Source organism: Sphingobacterium zeae (genome assembly GCF_030818895.1).
GTDB classification, from domain to species: Bacteria; Bacteroidota; Bacteroidia; order Sphingobacteriales; family Sphingobacteriaceae; genus Sphingobacterium; species Sphingobacterium zeae.
In genome coordinates this window covers 2,248,247-2,270,629 of record NZ_JAUTBA010000001.1, presented here as the reverse complement: position 1 = coordinate 2,270,629, position 22,383 = coordinate 2,248,247, and the positions used below count along the sequence as shown (strand labels likewise).

Here is a 22,383-nt window from a genome sequence, read left to right as displayed (position 1 = left end):
TAGTTATGAAACATTTTATTACACTCATATTGCTGGGCATCTCATCGTACTCTTTTGCCCAAACAGGTTCCGAAGAACAGATCAACAGAGGGGTATATAATAGGCTGGAGTTTTTTATCAATTCCCAGATGACCGACTCAGCCTACAATTTGGCCAGCGATTCATTTAAACAGCAATTTAGCCTTGCCCGATTCACGCAGGTACTCGAAAATCTATACCCATTAGGAAGAGTAAAAAGCTCAACGCAAAAAGAATTTGAAAAAGGAATCGCAACTTATCAGATGGACTTCGATAGCAAATCTTACGATGTCGTCTTCGCAACAGATCCTACCCTAAAATTCCATACGCTAAAGTTTACTCCTTCAACCACAACACCACAAGTCGAAAAAATGACAATGGTGCCTGCGACACAAAAATCAGTAGATAACGATGACCTTTTCATCGATTCTGTTGCGCGCGCTTACTTCAAACAACAAAATACGCAATCCCTTGCCATTGGTATTATAAAGAATGGACAAACCAAAACTTATTTTTATGGCGAGACGGCCAAAGGAAACCAGACTCCACCCACAAAGACGTCTATTTATGAAATTGGCTCGTTGAGTAAAGTTTTTACCGCTATCCTTTTGTCAAATCTTGTCGAAGAAGGAACAGTCACTTTAGATCAGCCTATAGCCCTATTCCTTCCCGACTCACTCAAAAAAAATGAAGCGCTTTCAAAAATAACATTTCAAATGTTGGCTAATCATACCTCCGGCTTACCGAAGCTTCCGGATAATTTTGACAAAGTTAACGGTTTCAACGAGAACGATCCTTACAAAACATATGACAAAAAAGCACTTTACAACTATCTTTCACGCTTTAAAAACAAGAAAAATCCGGGCGAAGAGTATGAGTACAGCAATCTAGGTTATGCTGTTCTCGGGGATATCATATGCAGTCTTTATAAAAAAAGTTACGATCAGCTTGTAAGGGATATCATCTGTAAACCACTTGAAATGAACAATACTTTTCAAGTATTGGAACCTAAGAGGAAAGATACTTTTAAAGTATACAACAAACATGGTCAAGAAGCATTGCCTTGGTCTTTTGACGTATTTGCTCCAGCTGGTGCGCTAAAATGCACCCTCGAGGATCTACTGAAATTTGCGAACGCGCAATTCAAGATGCCGCAAACTCCATTGGAAAATGCCATGGCAAATACCAGATTATTTACATTCTTTCTACCACCCGACACAGACCTCGGCTTGGCATGGCATATGAGTTTGATCGACAACCTTACAGTCTTCTGGCACAACGGCGCAACGGCCGGAAGTAGTTCCTATCTCGCTTTATCCCCAGATAAAAAAAGTGGAGTGGTCATGCTGTCAAATTCAGCTATCTCTACCGATGATCAAGGTAAAGCTATTTTAAATTATCTCCTTCATCAGAATTAAAGAATAAAACGTCACGAATAAAAAGCCATATTGAAACAACAATATGGCTTTTTTTGTTGTCATAGTGTCAATAAGTTTTTATGATAATAAAAAAGCATTTACATACATGAAGATATTCATCACAAAAAAAATTCCGCAAAAAGGCATAGATCTATTACAATCCGCAGGCCACGAGATTACAATTCACGAATCGGCCAGACCACTATCCGAAAAAGAGCTCATCGAAGCCAGCCAACAATGCAACTATGTTCTTAACGGTGGGATGCAAAATTTTGATGCCCATTTTTTCGAAAACTGCCCCAACCTGAAAGCCCTATCACTCATGAGCGTAGGCTATGATAATGTGGATATTTCAGCCGCCACACAGCACGGAATCCCTGTAAGCAACACCCCGGGTATACTTTCTGGGGCAACAGCAGACGTCGCCTTTCTTTTAATGCTAGCGGTATCAAGAAAAGCATTTTTCAACCATAAAAGAATATTGCAGGGTAAATGGGAAGGGTTCGATCCTACTGAAAACCTGGGCATCGAACTCAACAATAAAACACTGGGCATCTACGGACTGGGACGGATTGGATTCGAACTAGCCCGAAAAGCTAGAGCAGCGTATAACATGGAAATTATCTACTATAATCGAAGTAGAAATAAGGAAGCGGAACGGGTTTTGGGTGCCAAATATGTACATTTCGATGAATTGCTAAGGCGTAGCGATGTACTTTCCATACATGCTGCTTTGACAGCGGAGACTAAAAGCCGGTTTGACAAAAATGCATTTGCACGCATGAAAAACTCCGCCATATTAGTCAATACTGCAAGAGGTGGATTGGTCAATGAATTCGATCTGACAGCAGCATTGCAGGCTGGCGAATTATGGGGTGCAGGACTTGACGTGACAAACCCTGAACCGATGAGGCCAGATAATCCACTCTTAGGAATGGACAATGTATGCATTCTTCCACATATCGGGTCTGCCACCGTAGAAACCAGGGATAATATGGCTTTAATGGCTGCCAACAATTTATTGGCAGCGATCAGAGGTGAAAAAATGCCACAAATTATCAATGAAAAAGTTTATCAATAAATAATTACACCAATGAAAAGAAGATTTTACCAGCTGTTGAACAGCGTAAATAAGGCCATCTTACCTCGATACAGTCAGATGGATCCGCTAAAATTAAAAAAGTACCAGCAGGCGATTATTGCCTACAGGTACTTTGTCCTTATCCACGCGCTGGGAGACGATCAGGATTAAACTTTTGGACTCCCTCGTTCACTTGAGTTCGAAACAGTATTGCCAATTACTTGATAAAGGCTCTTGCCAAATCCTTTTCCAATTATTTTTTCTTCCGAGCAGATTACGTTTGATCTGATGGTTTAAACTTTTTTTTTACAAATTAAGCGAAACAAAAACAACTTGCGTATTCAAACAGCCGTTGAACCACGACATCACCCTTACCAACCAAAACAGCAAAATCATTGAAAAATACCATAAAAAAACAAATAAACACCACTTTTAGAAGAATATTTACCTTAATTTTGTAGTATGATTATAAAAAACACCATACCTATCCTTGATAGTTGTAGTATTGATCTGAACAACAACACAACCCTTCATATTGATGATCTTAAAGCATATATCATCAAACATCAAGATATGGTGTTTCCACACAAGCATAATTTTTTCCATTTTGTTCTCTTCACTCAAGGTTCGGGCGAACATATTATCGATTTTAATCAGTATAAGATTGAGCCTTATCAGATCTACTTTATGGTTCCTGGCCAAGTCCATACCTGGAATTTTGTGGGAGATGAAGCCGGCTATGTTGTCAATTTCTCTATCGATTATTTTCAATCCTTTCTCCTACGTACAGATTACCTCGAACGCTTTAGTTTTTTACAGGGCAAAATTGAACATCTGATATTTATTTTGACTGAACAATATCGAAATCAAGCAACAGCAATTTTGGATCAAATCATATTTGCGAAAACTGAGCAACTATCGGAAGACTACATCCGTACACTTTTGTTGCAGTTTATATTATATATATCCATTGGTACAGAGAAGGAGCACCTCGAAAAAGGCAACCCTTACAATCATAAAATATTCAATAGCTTTCAGCAATTAGTGGAGCAACAGTTTAAAACCACAAAACTGCCCAGCATTTATGCAGATCAGTTATTTATCACACCAAATCATCTCAATGCGATCTGTAAATCCTATATTGGACAATCTGCTGGAGAAATTATACGGAACCGTATCGTTCTTGAAGCGAAACGACTTCTGGTCAATCGAAATTTAAATATTACCGAAATTGCAGATGAACTGCAATTTAAGGACAACTCTTATTTCACTAAATTTTTTAAAAAATCCGCTGGGCTCACACCTGAAGAGTTCAGAAAACAATTATAACTATGGAAAAAGTTAAATACGAATTATCTGAATTTAAAGCTGCATGGCAAGCAAAATGTCCAAGATGCAGAATCGGCCATGTGTATCAAGGACCTGCCTACGGTCTGAAAGTCCAAAAAATGAACAGCCACTGTGAATACTGCGGTCTGCGCTATGAGCGTGAACCAGGCTATTTCTATGGTGCAATGTATGTAACCTATGCTTTCGCAATCGCTGAAATGGTTACCGCTTGTATGGCAACGTATATTTTGACCGGCAACGATTCTTCATTTATACTCTATGCGACAGTCGCTATCATGAGCGTTGTGTTAATGTCTCCGTTCAACTACCGCTATTCCCGTATCATCCTGATGTATTGGTTAACCCCGGGCTTAAGGTATGACCCAAATGTCAAAAAAAAGGAAGTTGACGTGAAGGCTTCAGCTTAACTTTCATTATTCATATCTTTAACCGAATGAAGGATATAATATATTTAGACAATAATGCCACGACGCGTATTTTGGACGAAGTATGGAATGAAATGACACCTTACTTCATCCAAAACTATGCAAACGCATCAAGTGTCTATCACCAAATGGGCCGTGAAGCCAATTCTGCGGTACAGCAAGCTCGCAGCAATATTGCAGCTGCGCTTAACTGTGCTCCGAAAGAAATATTCTTCAATTCTGGCGCGACGGAGAGTATCAATACCGTTATTAAAGGTATATTCGAAAAATATCAGTCGAAAGGAAAGCACATTATCACCGCCGCAACGGAACACAAAGCCGTATTAAGTTGCTGTGAGCAATTGGCTAAAAAAGGAGCAGTTGTTACCTATCTTCCAGTCGACACCCAGGGCATGATTGCCCTGGATGATCTGAGAAACGCAATAACCGAGCAAACAATATTGGTCTGTATTATGGCGGCCAATAACGAAACAGGTGTATTGGCTCCGATCACAGATATTGCCCAAATCTGCACCGAAAAAAATGTTTTATTTTTTTGTGATGCAACACAGGCCATTGGAAAAGTCGATATTGATTTACAGCAGCTGAATATTGATATACTCTGCTTAAGTGCCCACAAAGTTCATGGGCCAAAGGGAGTCGGCGCACTCTACATCCGGAGAAAATCTAAACCCATTCAAATTAGCCCGCTCATCGTAGGTGGAGGCCAAGAAAATGAATTTAGAGGCGGTACATACAACGTCCCTGCAATCGTTGGACTTGGAAAGGCAATCTCAATCATTCATCCCGCATTATATAGCACAGTGGGAAGGAACCGTGACCTTTTAGAAAAGTTGCTAAACGATATTCCCGAAATCATCATTCATGGAAGAAATGTACCGCGTCTACCAAATACCAGTTACATCAGTTTCCGACATATCCTAGCCGGTGAAATAATGACTGCCTGCCCCAAACTGGCACTTTCTTCTGGCTCGGCTTGTGTGACCGGATCCAGGGAACCTTCGCATGTGTTAATGGCCATGGGACAATCCAAAGAAAACGCATTATCAGCTATTCGATTTAGCTTAAGCCTATTGACCACCAAAGAGGAGATTATCCAGTGCGCGGAAATGATCAAAGAAACTGTCAAAAAAATACGCGATCAATCGCCTATATGGAAAATGTTCAAAGATAGTCTGATCAATTAATTTATGACATTCTAAAAACTTTATCACAGCAGAAATATAGCAAGATTGTATGTATCTTTGCGCTATACAAAGGATAATACTATGATTACAGTTACTGACAAGGCAAAAACTCGTATCGAGGAAATCATGAAGGATGAGCAATATGACAGCAATTACTTTGTGCGCGTTGCTGTAGAAAGCGGAGGCTGCTCAGGTTTAAGCTATAAGCTTAACTTCGACAACGAAGAAAAAAAAGGTGATCAATTTTTTGAAGATAAAGGAGTGAAAGTCTGTTTAGATATTAAATCATTTTTATATTTAGCTGGTACAGAGCTGGATTATTCAGATGGTCTAAATGGAAAGGGATTTGAATTTCACAATCCCAATGCAAGTCGCACATGTGCTTGTGGCGAAAGCTTTTCCGTATAGCCAATACCGATAATGTAGACTATATAAAGGAGCCTTGAATTTACTTCAAGGCTCTTTTGGTAAGTAACCCAACACTTTTTAGCTATTCAAAAGATTATTAGTTTTGTAATTAAATATTAACCTATCTCCATTTTGTTAGATTCTTTTTATTTTTTCAAGTTTTTAATAGATAAATATTAAAAATCACAATCAAACACGTTAACCAATGATATTTTCATACTTTTGTAGGAAATAACTGAATAAAAAATAAAAAACTATGCGTAGCAGTCCGCGCATGGTATTTCATTTAACACATATGGAGGGAAGAAAACTTTTAAATACCGAAGTTGCTATCAGCTTCGTTAAAGATACATTTGTCCAACAATTAAAAAAAGCCTTAAATCTAATTCCAATCTCTTCACCACTGGTGGTTTTGGACGGGACCGGGTTAAACGATGACCTGAATGGAATTGAGCGTCCGGTATCATTTCCAATAAAATCATTGAATGAAAAAAGAGCTGTCGTCGTACATTCCCTTGCAAAATGGAAAAGAGTACGTTTAAAAGAGCTCGAGATGTTATCTGGCGAAGGCATCGTTACAGATATGAAAGCACTGCGTCCTGATGAAGATTACACCCCTATTCATTCCATCTATGTAGACCAATGGGATTGGGAAAAGGTAATCGATAAAAATCAGCGCAATTTGGCTTCGTTAAAGGAAACAGTACTAAAAATTTATGAAGCTTTGCGATTTACCGAATTAGAGGTGGAAAACAAGTATCCTCATACAAAAGCGATTCTTCCAGAAACCATTACTTTTATTTCATCTGAAGACTTGTTGCAAAAATACCCCAACCTAACGGCAAAAGAACGTGAAAATGCCATTACAAAAGAGCACGGTGCCGTATTCTTACATGGCATTGGAGGCGCCCTCAGCAATGGCGTAGCTCACGATGGTCGCGCAGCGGACTACGACGATTGGAGTACTGCTAATGAAGACGGGCACAAAGGATTGAACGGAGACATTCTTGTATGGAACCCAGTTCTAAATTCAGCTTTTGAACTCTCATCCATGGGAATTCGTGTTGATAAAACGGCGCTAGCACATCAAATGGAAATCAGAAACTGCACAGAAAAATCAAAACTGACTTTTCACAGCATGCTGCTGAATGACGAATTGCCTGAATCCATGGGCGGGGGTATCGGACAATCCCGCGTCTGTATGTTTATGCTCAAGAAACAGCATATAGGCGAAGTTCAAGTCAGTATATGGGAAGAGGACAAAAAAGTGTCCTTAAGAAGAGAAGGTATTGATATCTTATAAAACGATACCTATTAAGAATCAATATAATCCTATATTTGACCTTATTCTAATTATACTATAAACAAGCACCCGGTAATCATCTTTTTTAGAGCGGTATCCTGGTGCTTATGGTATTAATCATCTTGGGTTTGAATATTCATCGCTGTTTGTTCCCTGCAGAATAGTAGTATTTCGTATTTTTGTCGAATGCAGTTAAAAGCTATTTTAGACAAATTAGATATTTCATCCTTAAATGAAATGCAACAAAGGGTATTGGAATCGTATCAGAAGGATCACGATTTTCTCCTACTTTCGCCCACCGGATCTGGCAAAACTTTAGCCTTTTCATTACTCATCTTGCAACAATTGAAGGCGGAGGCTCGAAAAGTTCAAGTATTAATAGTAGTGCCTACACGCGAGCTTGCTTTACAGATTGAACAAGTGCTACGCAAGGTCGCTACAGGCCACAAAATCACTTGCGCATATGGTGGACATCACACACGCATCGAAAAAAATGCTTTCAAAGATGCCCCTGCAATTATCATTGGAACACCAGGACGTATAAAACAGCATATAGAAGAGCAAAATTTTGATCCCTCCAACATCCACACTCTTGTGCTCGACGAGTTTGATAAATCCTTGGAACTCGGATTCCAGCATCAAATGGATTTTATTATTCAACGCATCCCCACGATCAAATCAAGAATATTAACTTCCGCAACGATGATGGACACGCTCCCACCGTTCACGCAAATAAAGCAGCCCATCCTTGTTGACTTTCTTCACAACTCAAAACATACCCCGCAGATTACAATTAGAAAAGTAGTTGCTCCAGTTCAAAAGAAATTAGAGGCACTACTTAAACTCATCTGCAAGATTGGCACAAAAAAAATGATTGTCTTCTGTAATCACCGCGATGCAGTAGACCACATTAGTGAACTTCTAGCCAATCGCAATATTATCCACGATACCTTTCATGGGGGACTTGAACAACAGGATCGCGAGCTGGCACTTCTCAAATTCCGAAACCATTCTAATCATGTACTGATCACAACAGACCTTGCTGCAAGGGGATTGGATATTCCAGAAGTTGATGCCATTATACATTACCAGCTGCCACACAAAGAAGACAATTTTATTCACCGTAATGGACGTACAGCCCGTATGCAAGCTCAGGGTGATGTCTATGTAATCCTCAAACCGGAAGAAATATACCCATACATTCCAACAGAAATTTCTGAGGAAGAATTCCCGGAATTCTATAATCTCCCTGAAAACTCACCATTTGCGACACTCTATATTAGTGCCGGGCGAAAGGATAAGATCAACAAGATCGATATTGTCGGATTTTTGCTCAATTTGGAAGGAATTGAGAAGGATGACATTGGTATCATAGAAGTAAAAGACAAATCAGCATACGTTGCTGTCCGAAGAAAATTTGCTTCCATTATTATCAATAAAGCGAATGGGCAAAAAATTAAGGGACGTAAAGTGAAAATTGGACGCACCTAATTACCCCAAGATAAATCCATTAAAGATGCAAGTATTGAATCAAATTTTATGCTTGCATTTCTTTTTTCAGGATATGATGCCTTCTCCCCCCGTGTTAATTCCATCCTTATTTAACTTATATTCTCTCTTTCAAGAGATAAATTCTTGATCAATCATTAAGCGCTCGTTTAATGCTATGGAGCAATTAGCTATTATTTATGACACTGGTTGGGTGAGTTTAGGCTACAAATACAATCGTCAGATAAGCAGTATACATCAATGTAAATAGCTCGTCTGGCGATTGAATCCGAAAATCTTTAGGGTAGTAATTTTAAGCATTATTCCGCCCAGGTCAAAGACCTCACGATTAACCCAATGCTTTTAAGTAGCGAAGATACAATTTTACAGCCTCTCGCTTTTTATCTGTTAGATGGAAATCGAGATGCTGTGTTAAATATTTTGTGTAATCAAAGCCTTCAAACTCGGGTAGACCGGCAATAACATCAGTTGCATGTTCCACACCATATGCTAAAGCCTCATTAAATTGTTCCACAAAAGATACTGGAAGCTCTTTGTTGCTTACCCATAAAGCGAAAGCGAAGGGCAGTCCTGTAAAATTAAACCACTCTTTTCCCAAATCATAGACATAGGGAACTGCGTTCTTTTTACCGAAGGTGCGATCTCCAATTAATACATAAGCATCTGGCTCGGTAGATTCGTCAGTGATCAATTCTACTTCTTTTTTCCAATAGTTCTTAATCAATACACGGGCTAATCCATTTGAAGTGCGCGATTGTTTATCCAAGCGTAAGGTTTCCACCTCCTCAATAGGTTTATTAGCAAAAATAAATACGGAATCGACGGCACCTTCTGTACCTATACAAAAATCCGTATTGATATAATATTCAGGAAGACTTAATAAAGCAGCTGTCGGGATAATACCGATATCAGCTTCGTCATCAATTACTTTCTGTGCACAAGCACTTGGATAATCGACACTCAAATCGATCTGCTCCATTATTTTTGATTGACGTATACCATTCAGAAATGGATACGTATTTGTATACGATACGGCAGAAACTCTAATTTTATTCATCTATCAATGCTTCTAAGTGTGCAATGTTGTAATGGTCTACAATCTCGAATTGACCATTATCATACAGCAATTTATATAAAGCAGTATTGGTGTGCGGAAAATCATCCATATAGCGGGCCTCTACGCCCGTCATGAGGCAAAGCATAATCCTTAATGCACGTCCGTGCATACATACGAGAATATTCTTTTCGTCTGTCTGAGCTAGCATATGATCCAAGGCGACCTGCTGACGGGCCATCAGCTCATTGGGAGACTCTCCATTTTCAATACTGACATCCAATTCTCCATTGCGCCATGCTGCGACTAATTTTTCAAAACCAGCTAACAACTCCGGTGTTTGCTCTTTTCCCTCATAAACTCCCCAGCTTATTTCATCCAATCCAACGAGCTGCTCCCAAGGTAAGTTCAAATCAAGAAATCCCTGTACAGTTTGATGCGTACGTAATAAGGTTGAGGTATATATTTTATCAAAAGGCACGGTATTGTAACGATCAAAGAAAGCCTGAGCTTGCGCTACCCCCATCTTGTTCAGCGGCGAATTAACTCCTCTCCCCTGTACAATGCCTTTTAAATTTAGATCAGTCTGTCCGTGCCGTATAAAATAAAATGTCTTTTTCAAAGTATGAGTCTAGTTATGAATTAACAACGGGTAATGCGTAATAGCTTTTCTTTTGATTACCTTGATCAAATACAACATCTTTATAATCTGTAACCACATTATACAGCGTATCTCTTTCAATAGGATGACGGCCAACATTTTTTATGAGTTCAACAACTTCTTGTGTGGTCATTCCTGGCTTTTGCTCCTCCGCTCCTGCCATGCTGTATATCTTTGTTGTATCGTCCAATGTTCCATCGATATCATCTACGCCAAACGCCAAGGATAACTGCGCTGTATCTCTTGAGATCATTGCCCAATAGGCCTTAATATGATCAAAATTATCCATGTATATCCGAGCAACGGCATAATTTCTCAAGTCCTCTATCACGGATACTTCTGGAATATGGGACATTTGGTTCCCTTTATTTCTAAATTTCAAAGGAATAAATGTCTGAAAGCCCCCCGTCTTATCCTGCAATTGTCTTAAGCGATCCATGTGATCTACGCGGTGCCAAAACTGTTCGATATGACCATAAAGCATGGTTGCGTTGGTGTGCATACCTAGCTTGTGTGCCTGCTCGTGAATATCTAACCATTGTTCAGCCGTACATTTATCATGCGCGATCTGTTCTCTGATTTCTGGATGAAAAATCTCTGCACCTCCCCCCGGCATAGAATCCAACCCGCAAGATTGCAAATACTTGAGGCCATCGTAATGGCTCAGTTTTGCCTTCTTAAAAATATAGTAATATTCAACAGGTGTAAGTCCTTTGATATGCAATTCAGGACGGTGCTCCTTACATCTACGGAAAAAATCGGCGTAAAACTCGAGGTTTTGTTTAGGAACGACACCTCCCGTGATATGAACTTCCGTCACAGGCTCATTGTCATACTTTTTGACAATATCCATCATACCGTCAACCTCCATCTCCCAGCCTTCTGCCCGCTCCTTTATGAGCCTGGAATACGAACAGAACTTACAGTCATAAACACAGACATTGGTCGGCTCAATGTGAAAATTACGATTGAAAAAAGTACGGTCACCATGACGTTTCTCACGGATATAATTCGCAAGTACACCAAGATAGCCCAATTCACCTTTTTCATACAAAAGAACCCCTTCATCAAACGTGATACGTTCCTCTCGCAAAACTTTCTCCGCTATATTTCTCCAGTCGACAGCTAAGTTTTTGTCGTTAATCAAGAAATTCAATTTATCTATTGCGTTCATTAAATGTATCTCCTATCTTAAATCAAATGTACCGAAAAGGCTACAAAAGTTATAATAAAAAAATGTGACAACAACTAAATTTGACAAAGCGCTTAAAAAGTGGTCTAATCTGTAAATTGTTGCATTTCGATTAATTTCCGATACAATCCTTCACGCTGTATCAGCTCACTATGACTGCCCATCTCTACAATCTTCCCCGCTTCAATAACAACAATTTTGTCTGCATTCTGAATGGTACTTAAGCGATGCGCAATGACAACTGTTGTTCTATTATCCATTAATTTATAAAGAGAGTCCTGTACCAATTTCTCAGATTCAGTGTCTAAAGCAGAAGTTGCTTCGTCAAGTAGCATGATTGGCGGATTTTTTAATACTGCTCGCGCAATACATATGCGCTGACGTTGACCACCTGATAATTTACCACCCCTATCACCAATGTTGGTCTGGTAACCATGCTCTGTTTTCAAAATAAATTCATGCGCATTCGCAATCCGTGCAGCAGTTTCTACTTCCTCCGGACTGGCAGAAACATTTGCAAAAGCAATATTGTTAAAAATCGTATCATTAAATAAAATAGATTCCTGATTCACTACACCGATCATATCCCGTAAAGAATCCTGATTTAGCGCCCTTAAATCTGTACCATCAAAGAGAATCTGCCCACCCGTAACGTCCATAAATCGCGGAATCAAATCGACTAAAGTCGATTTACCTCCTCCTGAAGGACCTACCAATGCAACGATTTTCCCTTTTTCTATTGTTAAATCAATATGCTGTAAGATTTCCTTGTCTTGGTTGTACGAAAAGCTCACCTGGTTAAATACGATACTTTTCTCAAAGCTTTTAACAAGTTTGGCATCTTCGGAATCTTTCACTTCAGTCTTTTCATCAATAAGTTCCAAAACCCGTTCACCCGCGGCAAGACCATTGTGGATACCACTAAAAGAATCCGTTAAAGCTTTTGCAGGACGCATGACTTGCGAAAAAATAGCGATGTAGGCAATAAACTCCGGTGCGGTCAAGCTTTTGTCGCCTGAAAGGACCAAATGACCTCCATACAGAAGAATAATTGCCACCATAATAACGCCAAGCAATTCTGAAACGGGTGAACTTAACTGTTGCCGTTTAGCCATAGCACGGCCAATATTCGCATAATGTTCGTTCTCATTATGAAACCTGTCCTTAATAAACGATACCGCATTAAAAGCTTTAATTATTTTGATGCCAGACAACGCTTCATCCAAATAGGATATCATGTTTCCATAAGATTCCTGAGCAGCATGCGCCTGAGTTTTGAGATTTTTAACAATCCGAGCGATAAAAAAACCAGAGATGGGAATAACCAAGAGCGAAAAGAATGTCAATTGTGCTGAAATGTTAAACAGCATGACGATATAGGCTATTAGCTGCAAAGGCTCTTTAAAAACAACTTGTAAAGTTCCTGTAACAGAATACTGCACCACCTGTACATCTGAAGCAACCTTAGACACAATATCCCCTTTTCGCTGCCCCGTAAAATAGCCAACATGAAGATCCATCACGTTATCAAAAACCGCTCTGCGCAATTTGAGTAAAGTATGAATGCGAAAGTTTTCCATGATACGTTGGCAGAAATAACGAAACAGATTGCTGATAAAAACTGAGATTACAATAACAATACACACATATTTCAACGCCCCATAGGCGCCAAGCTGGTTATTGGCAACACTTGCATAGTAATTAAACCACGCGAGAATATCGGTATAAGTCTCGGGTTCTACCGCTTCGACGGTCGTATTACCAGCGTTAAAAAGTGTGTGGAGTAATGGAGCAAGCAATGCTAAATTTAATGTACTAAAAATAACCGTGATCAGCGTGAAAATTACATATGGGATTGCAAATTTCTCAATGGGTTTAGCAAACGATAAGAGCCTAAAATATGTTTTCATTTAATTTCAACTTAGACAAACTACTTTTTAACAAAAAGGTAACTCGTCGATCTCTCCTCTTCCTTTCAGATTTTTATGGAGGAAATTGAACAAAAATAACAAATTAATCAACAAAAGCAGCTATCGTGTCAAGGGACTATTAAATTGTTGCATCCAAAGAACAAAAGCGTTCAACCTGCTCTGCTTGAAAAATCGATAAAAAAATCTCATTTTAATGGATAATTCCCTAATTTAGCCTTATTCAAACACCATATTTAGTAAAATAAAATGCAAATAGACGTTGCCAAAAGATTGCAGCACACCGAAGAATATTATTTCTCCAAAAAATTAAGGGAAATAGATGATTTAAATAAACAGGGTATGCGCGTGATCAACCTAGGAATCGGAAGTCCAGATTTGCCCCCGCATCGGGAAGTAATCGAGACATTAAGTACGAATGCCCAACTCCCAAATGCGCATGGCTATCAAAATTATAAAGGTGCTCCTGCCCTACGACAGGCCGTTGCGGATTGGTATCAACGTTATTATCATGCAACTTTTAATCCAAATACAGAGATACTCCCCTTAATTGGATCAAAAGAAGGGATTGTGCACATCTGCATGACTTATCTTCAAGAAGGAGATCAAGCGCTTATCCCTAATCCTGGATACCCAGCTTACGCTGCAGCCGTACGGCTGAGTGGTGCCGAAGCGATTACCTATAACCTAACGCAAGAGAAGAATTGGCTTATTGATTTGGATGAGCTCAAAAAACAGGACTTGTCAAAAGTTAAATTGATGTGGATAAACTATCCCCACATGCCAACCGGTGCCTCTGCGCCTGATGCATTTTATCAGGAACTGATTCAATTTGCCAAAATGCACAACATTCTGATTTGCCACGACAATCCATACAGCTTTATTTTAACGGATACGCCAAGAAGCATTATGAGCATGCCTGGTGCGAAAGACGTGGCCATTGAATTGAATTCCCTGAGCAAATCTTCCAATATGGCCGGATGGCGCATTGGTGTGCTCGTCGGTGCCGAAGAACGTATAAATCAAGTGCTGCGTTTCAAAAGCAACATGGACTCCGGTATGTTTTTACCTGTTCAGCTGGCGGCTGCAAAAGCCTTACAACTTGATGCATCCTGGTATGCCGATCTAAACAAAATTTACGCCGAAAGACGTCAACAGGTTTATGAAATTATGGATTTGCTTGACTGCTCCTATCAAAAAGACCAAGTAGGCCTGTTTGTCTGGGCCCATATTTCTGAAAAATATAAAGATGGGTATGCGCTCAGCGACGCTGTTTTGGATAAATCACGGGTATTCATCACACCTGGCGGAATTTTCGGAGATAAAGGCGATCAATATATTCGCATCAGTCTCTGCGCCACAGTAACGGTACTCAAAGAATCAATCCAACGTATTAAAGATAATTTCTAACACATTCGATTTCGGCGCAGCTTAACTGCTTTGAAATTATCGAAAGAATAATTGATCAACAAACAACCAGGGTATGAAGCGTTCGATGTATAACATTTGAACAAAAATACGCTTAATATAATTGTTTACATATGAACATTGCCATTGTAGGCGTAGGCTTGATCGGCGGGTCAGCTGCCATTCGCCTAAAAGAAACAAAATTCTGCGACAAAATCATCGGTGTAGATAAAAGTCAGAAGAACTTAGATAAAGCAATGCATATCGGCTTCATTGACGAAACGGCAAGCTTAGAGGATGCGATTAAGAGGTGTAAAGTATTGGTGCTTACGATTCCTGTCGATGCCATTTTACATGTTGTTCCTCAAATTTTGGATCTCGTCACCGATCAGGTCGTCATTGACATGGGATCAACGAAAACAAATATTCTCCATAAAATTAAGAATCATCCTAACCGGGGGCGTTATGTAGCAGCCCATCCAATGGCTGGAACAGAATATTCGGGACCGGAAGCAGCTGTAGCCGGCTTGTTCAAAGGCAAAATGATGGTATATGTCGAAGCCTTTAAAACCGATGAGGATGCGTTCGAGATCGCCGATGCTATTACGGACCAACTAGAGATGCGAAGTTGTTTTATGAATGCCGATGAACACGATGTACATACCGCTTATGTATCCCACATCTCCCATCTCACTTCTTTTGCACTTGCCTTAACAGTATTGGAAAAAGAAAAATCTCAAGGACGTATTTTCGAACTTGCAGGCTCCGGATTTGAATCTACGGTTCGTCTGGCCAAAAGCTCACCGGATATGTGGACACCTATTTTCAAGCAGAATCGAGAAAACGTACTCGAAGTGCTCGAAGAGCATATCAAGCAACTTCAATCCTTGCATGACGCTATTGCCACAGAGGACTATGACAAATTACACAAACTCATTACCCGTTCCAATAAAATAAAAAGGATTATCAAATAAGGGTTTACCACTAGAAATAGAACGCATAAACAAGGCCCCTACTCAGGCCGGCCTTGTTTATTCATCTTCCAATTCATTGAACTTATCCAAGTCAGCTCTCGCTCCCACAGCGTCACCCAATTTTTCGCGAATTACGGCACGATAAGAATACAAATCAGAATAATATGGATTCAGATCGATCGCTTTGGAATAATCTGCCAGCGCTTCGGTAAAATTCTCGAGCTTTTCATTCAGATCGGCTCGCAATGAATACACATAAAAATCTTCCGGATTGAGCCTTACAAGGCGGTTAAAATCCAGTAATGCTTCCTTAAAATTACCCAAACGCTCGAATAAAGACGCTCTTTCTTCATACACAATTGACGAGTTACCATCGATTTCTTCTGCCTGAGCGTAGTCTTGCAATGCACGCTGGTAATTGCGGTAAGATTCAAAAACTTTTGCGCGAAATATATAAGCAGCAGCTCGGTTCTTATCAAGAGCGATGGCCTGATTGAAATCAGACAATGCCAATTCAAAACAGGTCAATTTCAAGTACAAACTTCCCCTGAAAACAAAAAGATTACGATCGCTACCGCCAGCCTCACTAATAGCACAGGAATAAAGATTGATAGCCTTTAGATAACTATAGGAATGAACATATTCAAGCCCCAGTGAATTTATCTCGTCTTTACTTAGCTGTTGAGATTTTGATTCCAGCTCCTGAATAACCAGGTTTTCAGCCTCGAAATAAGTTAATTCAGCCTGATTTTCCTGCCATTCCAATACACTATGATAATTAAAATCCAGTCTCTTCGCAATCTGATAGTCATAAAATGCCCCCTCATCTTCCTCGATCTGTCTGTAGATCAAACAACGGCTGGCATAGAAAAATGGTTCTTCTGGAAAGTGCTCGATAGCATTTGTGAACGTTGCAATGGCCTTGTCATAAGAACCTATCTTAACATAATAAAGTCCCAAATAGCTATAGGCGAGCGCATGATGAGCTAAATGAATAGCCTCCTCAAACAATGGAATAGGATTACCATTCGCAAGGATACCAATATTAAACCCTTCCAATAGGCATCGAAGAGCGCGATCGCCAACTGCAGAAAGCCAATCAGACGGAAAAGGCGGACAAGATTGAGGAAAAAACGATGCAATGGGCAAAAAAGAAAACTTAGCAAGAAGGATGGGTACTGGCAGTGTAAAATCTGATTCCACAAGAGTATTGTTTTGAAGAATAACAGCTAGATTCGAAAACATATGCTTCATACTCAAAACTAAGCTAAATTTCATTACAAAAGAAATTTAACAATCGATCAACTGCTATATTGCTTAAGCTTATCTGTTCACTTCACCTGTTAGGTACAAATATTTATAACGGATAATATCTCTTGAATTGGTAAAACGAATTAATTTTTCCTTTTTGAAAACATAATTTGAAACCTTTTCTTCCATCAAACGCAAAAATTCGACAAATTCAGCAAAAAAGTTCTGACGCTCGAGTGGTGTAAACTGGCTGTTCTTAACAATCCAGAAGAATTGCTCTTCATTCACGTGGAAGGAAACCTCATTGTGCTTTTCTTTTCGAAAAATAAAAATTGGATCATTTTCCTGGTTAATAAATAAAGCAAAGCCAGTATTTCCACCATCCAGATTAACGACAAAAGCAGAAAAATAGACAGTACCGATCTGTAAACTTTCCAAACAAATTAATTTATGCAACATCAGGTTGACAATTAGATCACCTAAAATTATTAAGTTTTTATTTAAAAACAAAAAAAGCTCACAAAATATTGTGAGCTTTTTGTAATTAGAGTAAAATTTACTAGAAGGTAAATTTTACCGATGCGTTCCAAGTTCTACCCTGTCCGATTAAAACGAAATTGGATGTATCTATACCATTCCAAGAATTGTTAACATCTGTTACCAAATTGCTGGATGTTGCTTCAGAAATATAAAACTTATTCAATACATTATTCATGTTAACACGGAAACTTATGTCGTTCTTATCACTCACCTGAAGATGGTAAGAAAGACCTGCGTCCAAAAGATTAAAACACGGTAATTTCAGATAACGCCCATATGTTTGACCATCAATTACTTCTCTGCGATAATTCGATGCGTACAAACGCTCATAATATCTATAATTTGCATCTACAGATAGCCCCTTAAACACCTTATATTTAGCACCAAATCCATAGGAAGTTTGCGCAGCATTACCAACATGCTCACCTGTCAAGTTTACCTGTGAACGTCCCAATTCTACGCGGTTATCGTTACGTACGACCGAGTTTACTGCTCCATCGTATTTCCAGTCACCTATCGATAAAAATCCTGTCAGGCTTAATTTTTCGATTGGGCGCGCCTCAAAATCAACTTCTACCCCTCTATGTACCTGTTTTACGCCGTAATTCGTTGTATATAAATAGGCTCCTTCGACTAAAATACCAGGGTCATTTGTCGGATTGTATTTTTTCACATCATCAGCCGTCGCTAAACTTGAGCTTCCAGTAACGCGATTTTCCCAAGTTGTGCGGTAAACATTGACATTCACATCCAAAAATCGAGAAGCAAACTTATATCCAGCTTCTAAACCCAAGATTTTTTCATTTTCGGCATTTTCATTGATATCATTTGCATAATTCATGAAAATATTGTTTTGATAAGGCTGACGGGAATAATACCCTGCATTACCAAAAATACTATGATGCCCCAAGGTATAACTTACACCACCTTTTGTGTTGTATCCAAAGTTGTTCACGTCTTTAGAATCCTCATTACCCGGTGTATATTGAAAATAATCAGAACGTTTGTTTTGCTGTTCAGAAACCGATCCTTGGAAGAATGCGGTAAAGCCATCTTTGGCATATTCCAATTGACCAAACAGACCTCCATAACGGATGTATTGATTGTAATCCCAAGCTAAACGTTCATCACGCGAATCAGGTTTGCTGGAGAACGCTTTCCAAGGATTTGTCGAGTATGTATTCGTAACCAATGGCTTATTAGGAAAATTAACATTACCGCCCAATACAACACCATTTGCATTTCCAAGTGGATTAGTCAATTTACGATAATGTGTACCTTTATAATCCCTTACATCAAAACCCACATTGAAATTTAAGGATTCTGAAAGTTTACGGTTATAGTTAGAAACTATACCAAACCATTGGTGATTGTTCACATCAGCAGCTAAATATTTACCTGTATTGTATTTGTCACTCCGCAAAGATTGGCCCCCACCTGCTGCTAAAGAAGCATATACAACGGTAGATAAAGATGATTTATCGTCGATCGTCCAGTCCCAGTTTAAGTTGGCGACAGGCTTATGATAAAAATTCTTCTGCGCATTCATCATTACGCCATTTGCATCCTTATAATTGTCGTTGTAACGTCGGCCATTAGCAAGATAGTTCGACAATTTTGAGGTATATCCTTGATTATGCCATTGGGGAGCACCTGTTACCATAAAGTTCAGGTTGTGTTTTTCGTTGGCTTTATATCCGACAGACAAGAAATAGCTTTGTCCAGCACCTTCCGTATGGTCCATATAACCGTTACCTGACCACTGTGTAAACATTGCCGAAACAGCAAAACCGTTTTTCATCAGACCGGTATTGTAACCCACTGTTGCCTTCATAAACATATCGTTACCAACAGTAGTGCGGACAAAACCACCTTCTTTCATTGCGGTGGACTGTGTCACGTAGTTCACGGTTCCGCCGACAGATGAAATTGCTAATTTAGATGATCCCAAACCACGTTGAATCTGCACTAAAGAGGCAATATCTGTGAGTCCCGACCAATTTGACCAATATACACTTCCGTTGTCCATACCATTGATAGGTTGACCGTTCAACAAAAATGCGGTATTGGATTGATCAAAACCGCGTGTTGTCATGGAAGACTCCCCAAAACCTTTTGCCTGACCGGTGATATAGACCGAAGGGGTATTAGCTAATGCGGAAGTAATATCCTGTGCACCTACCCTTTCCTCTAAATCCTGCTTACGGATCGTAGAAACGGCAATCGGTGTCTTTCTTCCCGCAGCAATATCGATAACCCCATGACCGACAACAACAACCTCATCCAAATTTGTTGAAGATCCACCCGTAAAAGTCGGATTGATATTCAACGATTCCCCCGATTTCAATAGGATGTTTTCAAAAATAACTGGCGTTTCTCCGATATAAGTGACCTCAACTTTATAAGGCCCACCTTCTTGAAGATTTGAAATTTGAAATTTTCCTTGGGCATCGGCCGAGCCACTTACAACTTGTCCACTTGGGATGTGGGTAATTTTAATGGTTGCTCCTTTAACCGTTTGTCCAGTAGCTTCTTTGACAACTCCTGAAACCGAACCAGTATTTGCTGTTTGACCTTGAACGGCACCGTAACTAGCAAAAACAAGGGCAAAAAAAAGTAAAGACTTTTTCATGTTAGATGTGATTGTTTTGTTTTTGTGCCGCAAAATTAGGAATTGATTGTCTTTTTAACTAATTTTAACAATACCAATATGGTACCATATCTCTATATAGAAAAAATAAATTTTAATCTTCAACAGAATAACAGTAACTTTCAGCAAAAAGACTCAATAAAAATACTGCATACATAAAATAAACACAATATATTCATTCTATTCATGAAAAAATATCAAAAATAATTAGAATAATATTTTGTCGGTTTTAAATAAATCAAAATTTATCATTTCCCGGTCTTTATGAATTACATAAAAGATTTTATAGCCTATACTCATGGGGTACTGAAAATTATTTCTTTCAATCCGTCGTTTCCTCCTACCCGTTTTCTTCCCACAACAGCTGAAATAAGCCTAAAAAATAATTAACTTTAACTAATTTAAAAAATATGTTATCCATAGAACAAGCTTATACAGGCATTCTTGAAACGCAATTAATCGCTGAAATAGTTGAAAACGTGCATATAAAAACCTTCCTTGAAGGTGATCTGATCATCGATACCAATCAATACATTAAGTCTATGCCCCTTCTCCTAGATGGGGCAATAAAAATTGTCCGGGAGGATGAAGATAAAGGCGAATTGTTGCTCTATTATTTGGAAAAAGGTCAAACCTGTACGATGTCAATTGCCTGCTGTCTGGGAAATAAAAAGAGTGAAATCCGTGCACGTGCTGAGAAAAAAACTACGGTGGCAATGATTCCCAACGAACTTGTCAATCTTTGGATGGGAAAATATCCCTCTTGGCGAAATTTCATAATCTCAAGCTATTCAAGCCGTATGGATGAAATGTTACAAGCCATTGATAGCTTAGCCTTTTCTAATATGGAAGAAAGAATTATGAACTATCTCCAGGCGAAGGTAAAACTGAATGACGACCGAATACTCACCCTCACCCATCAAGAGATTGCTTCCGACCTCAACACATCCCGTGTGGTTGTTTCCCGAATTCTAAAAAAGCTGGAACAGGAGGATAAAATTGTATTGCTTCGCAACGAAATAAGAGTATTGGTGGATTGAACAAAACATTCGTATCTTTAGCTATAAGTAAATTTCGAAAGGTATTCATATCATTTTATTTTTAGATGAAGATAGAAAAATTAGGATTTATAGGACTCGGAAATATGGGTTATCCCATGGCTAAAAATCTATTAAAAGCTGGATACCCACTTGCTGTTTTTAACAGAAACAGCAGTAAGACAGTGGGTTTTGAAGAGCATTTGATCAGTAAAGATATCGCCGAACTCGTCGATAAAAGTGATATCATATTTTCCATGCTCACGAATGATGATGCTGTCGACGATGTATATGAAAAAATCCTTCACTGCAATGTCAAGGGTAAACTATTTGTCGATATGAGTACAATCTCGCGCGAAGGCTCCATTTCTACTGCATCGAAATTAAAAGAAAAAGGCGGTGCTTTTATTGATGCACCTGTAGCCGGCAGTACTAAACCAGCGGCTGAAGGCAACCTTATTATTATGGTCGGTGGCAAATCAGAACATGTTTATCGCGCTAAACCCTACCTTGAGAAAATGGGCAAATCGATCAAACATCTTGGTGAAAATGGCCAGGGGATCTCGGCCAAACTTGCCATAAACTATTTTCTATCCACCATTTATCAAGGGCTTGCGGAGACGATCCTGTTTTCAGACAAATTGGGCATTAATCGGGGGCAAATGCTCGAAATTATCAACGATAGTGCCAGCGGCAGTGGTGCGACAAAAGTGAAAACGCCTTTGCTTGTGGAAGAAAATTACGCTCCAGCGTTCGCGCTGGATCTTATGCTAAAAGATATCCTGCTGGCCCAACAGGCTGGCGCGGATTATCCGCTTTTAAAAGCACTGCTTGAGACGTACGGAAAAGCGCATGAAAACGGTTTTGGGCAACTCGACGTTATTGGCGTTATTGAATCTATAAAGTCTTGATTCAGTTGCCAAGAGCAAAAAACAGCCCAATCAAAAAGGATAAATATTAGCGTAACGATGATTGCAAATACATAGTCAG

The 22,383-nt window shown here is 39.2% G+C and carries 20 protein-coding genes; 13 read left to right on the top strand and 7 right to left on the bottom strand.

Annotated elements, in window-relative coordinates; genetic code table 11:
* The first annotated feature begins 5 nt into the window (after positions 1–5).
* From QE382_RS09265 to QE382_RS09225, 9 genes are all read left to right on the top strand, one after another.
* Positions 6–1,436 carry a serine hydrolase domain-containing protein gene (locus tag QE382_RS09265; protein ID WP_307185644.1) on the top strand — a complete coding sequence of 477 codons (1,431 nt, stop codon included), beginning with the start codon at positions 6–8 and terminating at the stop codon, positions 1,434–1,436.
* Between the two features lie 106 nt (positions 1,437–1,542).
* Positions 1,543–2,517: a 2-hydroxyacid dehydrogenase gene (locus QE382_RS09260; protein ID WP_307185643.1), complete on the top strand. Its 975-nt coding sequence runs from the start codon at positions 1,543–1,545 to the stop codon at positions 2,515–2,517.
* Positions 2,518–2,529: 12 nt separating this feature from the next.
* A complete protein-coding gene (locus QE382_RS09255; RefSeq protein ID WP_307185642.1) occupies positions 2,530–2,688 on the top strand; it encodes a hypothetical protein in 159 nt (52 codons plus the stop codon).
* 291 nt (positions 2,689–2,979) lie between these two features.
* Positions 2,980–3,846 carry an AraC family transcriptional regulator gene (locus QE382_RS09250; protein WP_307185641.1) on the top strand — a complete coding sequence of 289 codons (867 nt, stop codon included), beginning with the start codon at positions 2,980–2,982 and terminating at the stop codon, positions 3,844–3,846.
* Between the two features lie 2 nt (positions 3,847–3,848).
* Positions 3,849–4,274: a DUF983 domain-containing protein gene (locus QE382_RS09245; protein ID WP_293954640.1), complete on the top strand. Its 426-nt coding sequence runs from the start codon at positions 3,849–3,851 to the stop codon at positions 4,272–4,274.
* Positions 4,275–4,300: 26 nt separating this feature from the next.
* Positions 4,301–5,479 carry a cysteine desulfurase family protein gene (locus QE382_RS09240; protein ID WP_307185640.1) on the top strand — a complete coding sequence of 393 codons (1,179 nt, stop codon included), beginning with the start codon at positions 4,301–4,303 and terminating at the stop codon, positions 5,477–5,479.
* 81 nt (positions 5,480–5,560) lie between these two features.
* Positions 5,561–5,887 (top strand): HesB/IscA family protein, encoded by a 327-nt coding sequence (locus QE382_RS09235; RefSeq protein ID WP_046675441.1) that lies wholly within the window; start codon positions 5,561–5,563, stop codon positions 5,885–5,887.
* A 256-nt stretch (positions 5,888–6,143) separates the two neighbouring features.
* The gene (gene asnA, locus QE382_RS09230) at positions 6,144–7,190 is read left to right on the top strand and encodes an aspartate--ammonia ligase (RefSeq protein WP_307185639.1); all 1,047 of its coding nucleotides are present in this window, start codon (positions 6,144–6,146) and stop codon (positions 7,188–7,190) included.
* 186 nt (positions 7,191–7,376) lie between these two features.
* Positions 7,377–8,681, top strand: coding sequence for a DEAD/DEAH box helicase (locus QE382_RS09225; RefSeq protein WP_307185638.1), 1,305 nt, complete (start codon positions 7,377–7,379; stop codon positions 8,679–8,681).
* Between the two features lie 346 nt (positions 8,682–9,027).
* On the opposite strand, the gene QE382_RS09220 is transcribed toward QE382_RS09225, so the two are convergent.
* The 4 genes from QE382_RS09220 to QE382_RS09205 all read right to left on the bottom strand — a co-directional run bounded on the left by QE382_RS09220 (position 9,028) and on the right by QE382_RS09205 (position 13,516).
* Entirely contained in the window at positions 9,028–9,756 is a 729-nt protein-coding gene (locus tag QE382_RS09220; protein ID WP_307185637.1) for a menaquinone biosynthetic enzyme MqnA/MqnD family protein, read from the bottom strand.
* A complete protein-coding gene (locus QE382_RS09215; protein WP_209574791.1) occupies positions 9,749–10,375 on the bottom strand; it encodes a histidine phosphatase family protein in 627 nt (208 codons plus the stop codon). Before QE382_RS09215 ends, QE382_RS09220 begins: the two co-directional genes overlap by 8 nt.
* Positions 10,376–10,388: 13 nt before the next feature.
* The gene (mqnE, locus tag QE382_RS09210; RefSeq protein ID WP_307185636.1) at positions 10,389–11,588 is read right to left on the bottom strand and encodes an aminofutalosine synthase MqnE; all 1,200 of its coding nucleotides are present in this window, start codon (positions 11,586–11,588) and stop codon (positions 10,389–10,391) included.
* Positions 11,589–11,692: 104 nt separating this feature from the next.
* On the bottom strand, positions 11,693–13,516 hold the full coding sequence (locus tag QE382_RS09205; protein WP_307185635.1) for an ABC transporter ATP-binding protein: 1,824 nt from the start codon (positions 13,514–13,516) through the stop codon (positions 11,693–11,695).
* A gap of 267 nt (positions 13,517–13,783) precedes the next feature.
* On the opposite strand from QE382_RS09205, the gene QE382_RS09200 reads away from it, so the two are divergent.
* Together QE382_RS09200 and QE382_RS09195 are read left to right on the top strand one after the other, a co-directional pair.
* Positions 13,784–14,944, top strand: coding sequence for a pyridoxal phosphate-dependent aminotransferase (locus QE382_RS09200; RefSeq protein WP_307185634.1), 1,161 nt, complete (start codon positions 13,784–13,786; stop codon positions 14,942–14,944).
* Between the two features lie 131 nt (positions 14,945–15,075).
* Positions 15,076–15,915 (top strand): prephenate dehydrogenase, encoded by an 840-nt coding sequence (locus QE382_RS09195; RefSeq protein ID WP_293937913.1) that lies wholly within the window; start codon positions 15,076–15,078, stop codon positions 15,913–15,915.
* 57 nt (positions 15,916–15,972) lie between these two features.
* Here QE382_RS09195 and QE382_RS09190 read toward each other — a convergent pair whose 3' ends face one another.
* The 3 genes from QE382_RS09190 to QE382_RS09180 all read right to left on the bottom strand — a co-directional run bounded on the left by QE382_RS09190 (position 15,973) and on the right by QE382_RS09180 (position 20,338).
* A complete protein-coding gene (locus QE382_RS09190) occupies positions 15,973–17,193 on the bottom strand; it encodes a tetratricopeptide repeat protein (RefSeq protein WP_307185633.1) in 1,221 nt (406 codons plus the stop codon).
* Positions 17,194–17,238: 45 nt separating this feature from the next.
* A complete protein-coding gene (locus QE382_RS09185) occupies positions 17,239–17,604 on the bottom strand; it encodes a hypothetical protein (protein WP_307185632.1) in 366 nt (121 codons plus the stop codon).
* A gap of 121 nt (positions 17,605–17,725) precedes the next feature.
* Positions 17,726–20,338 carry a TonB-dependent receptor gene (locus QE382_RS09180; protein WP_307185631.1) on the bottom strand — a complete coding sequence of 871 codons (2,613 nt, stop codon included), beginning with the start codon at positions 20,336–20,338 and terminating at the stop codon, positions 17,726–17,728.
* A gap of 428 nt (positions 20,339–20,766) precedes the next feature.
* On the opposite strand from QE382_RS09180, the gene QE382_RS09175 reads away from it, so the two are divergent.
* The gene (locus tag QE382_RS09175) at positions 20,767–21,396 is read left to right on the top strand and encodes a Crp/Fnr family transcriptional regulator (RefSeq protein ID WP_307185630.1); all 630 of its coding nucleotides are present in this window, start codon (positions 20,767–20,769) and stop codon (positions 21,394–21,396) included.
* A 65-nt stretch (positions 21,397–21,461) separates the two neighbouring features.
* Positions 21,462–22,304, top strand: a complete 843-nt coding sequence (locus tag QE382_RS09170) for an NAD(P)-dependent oxidoreductase (RefSeq protein WP_307185629.1) — start codon at positions 21,462–21,464, stop codon at positions 22,302–22,304.
* Positions 22,305–22,383 lie beyond the last annotated feature (79 nt).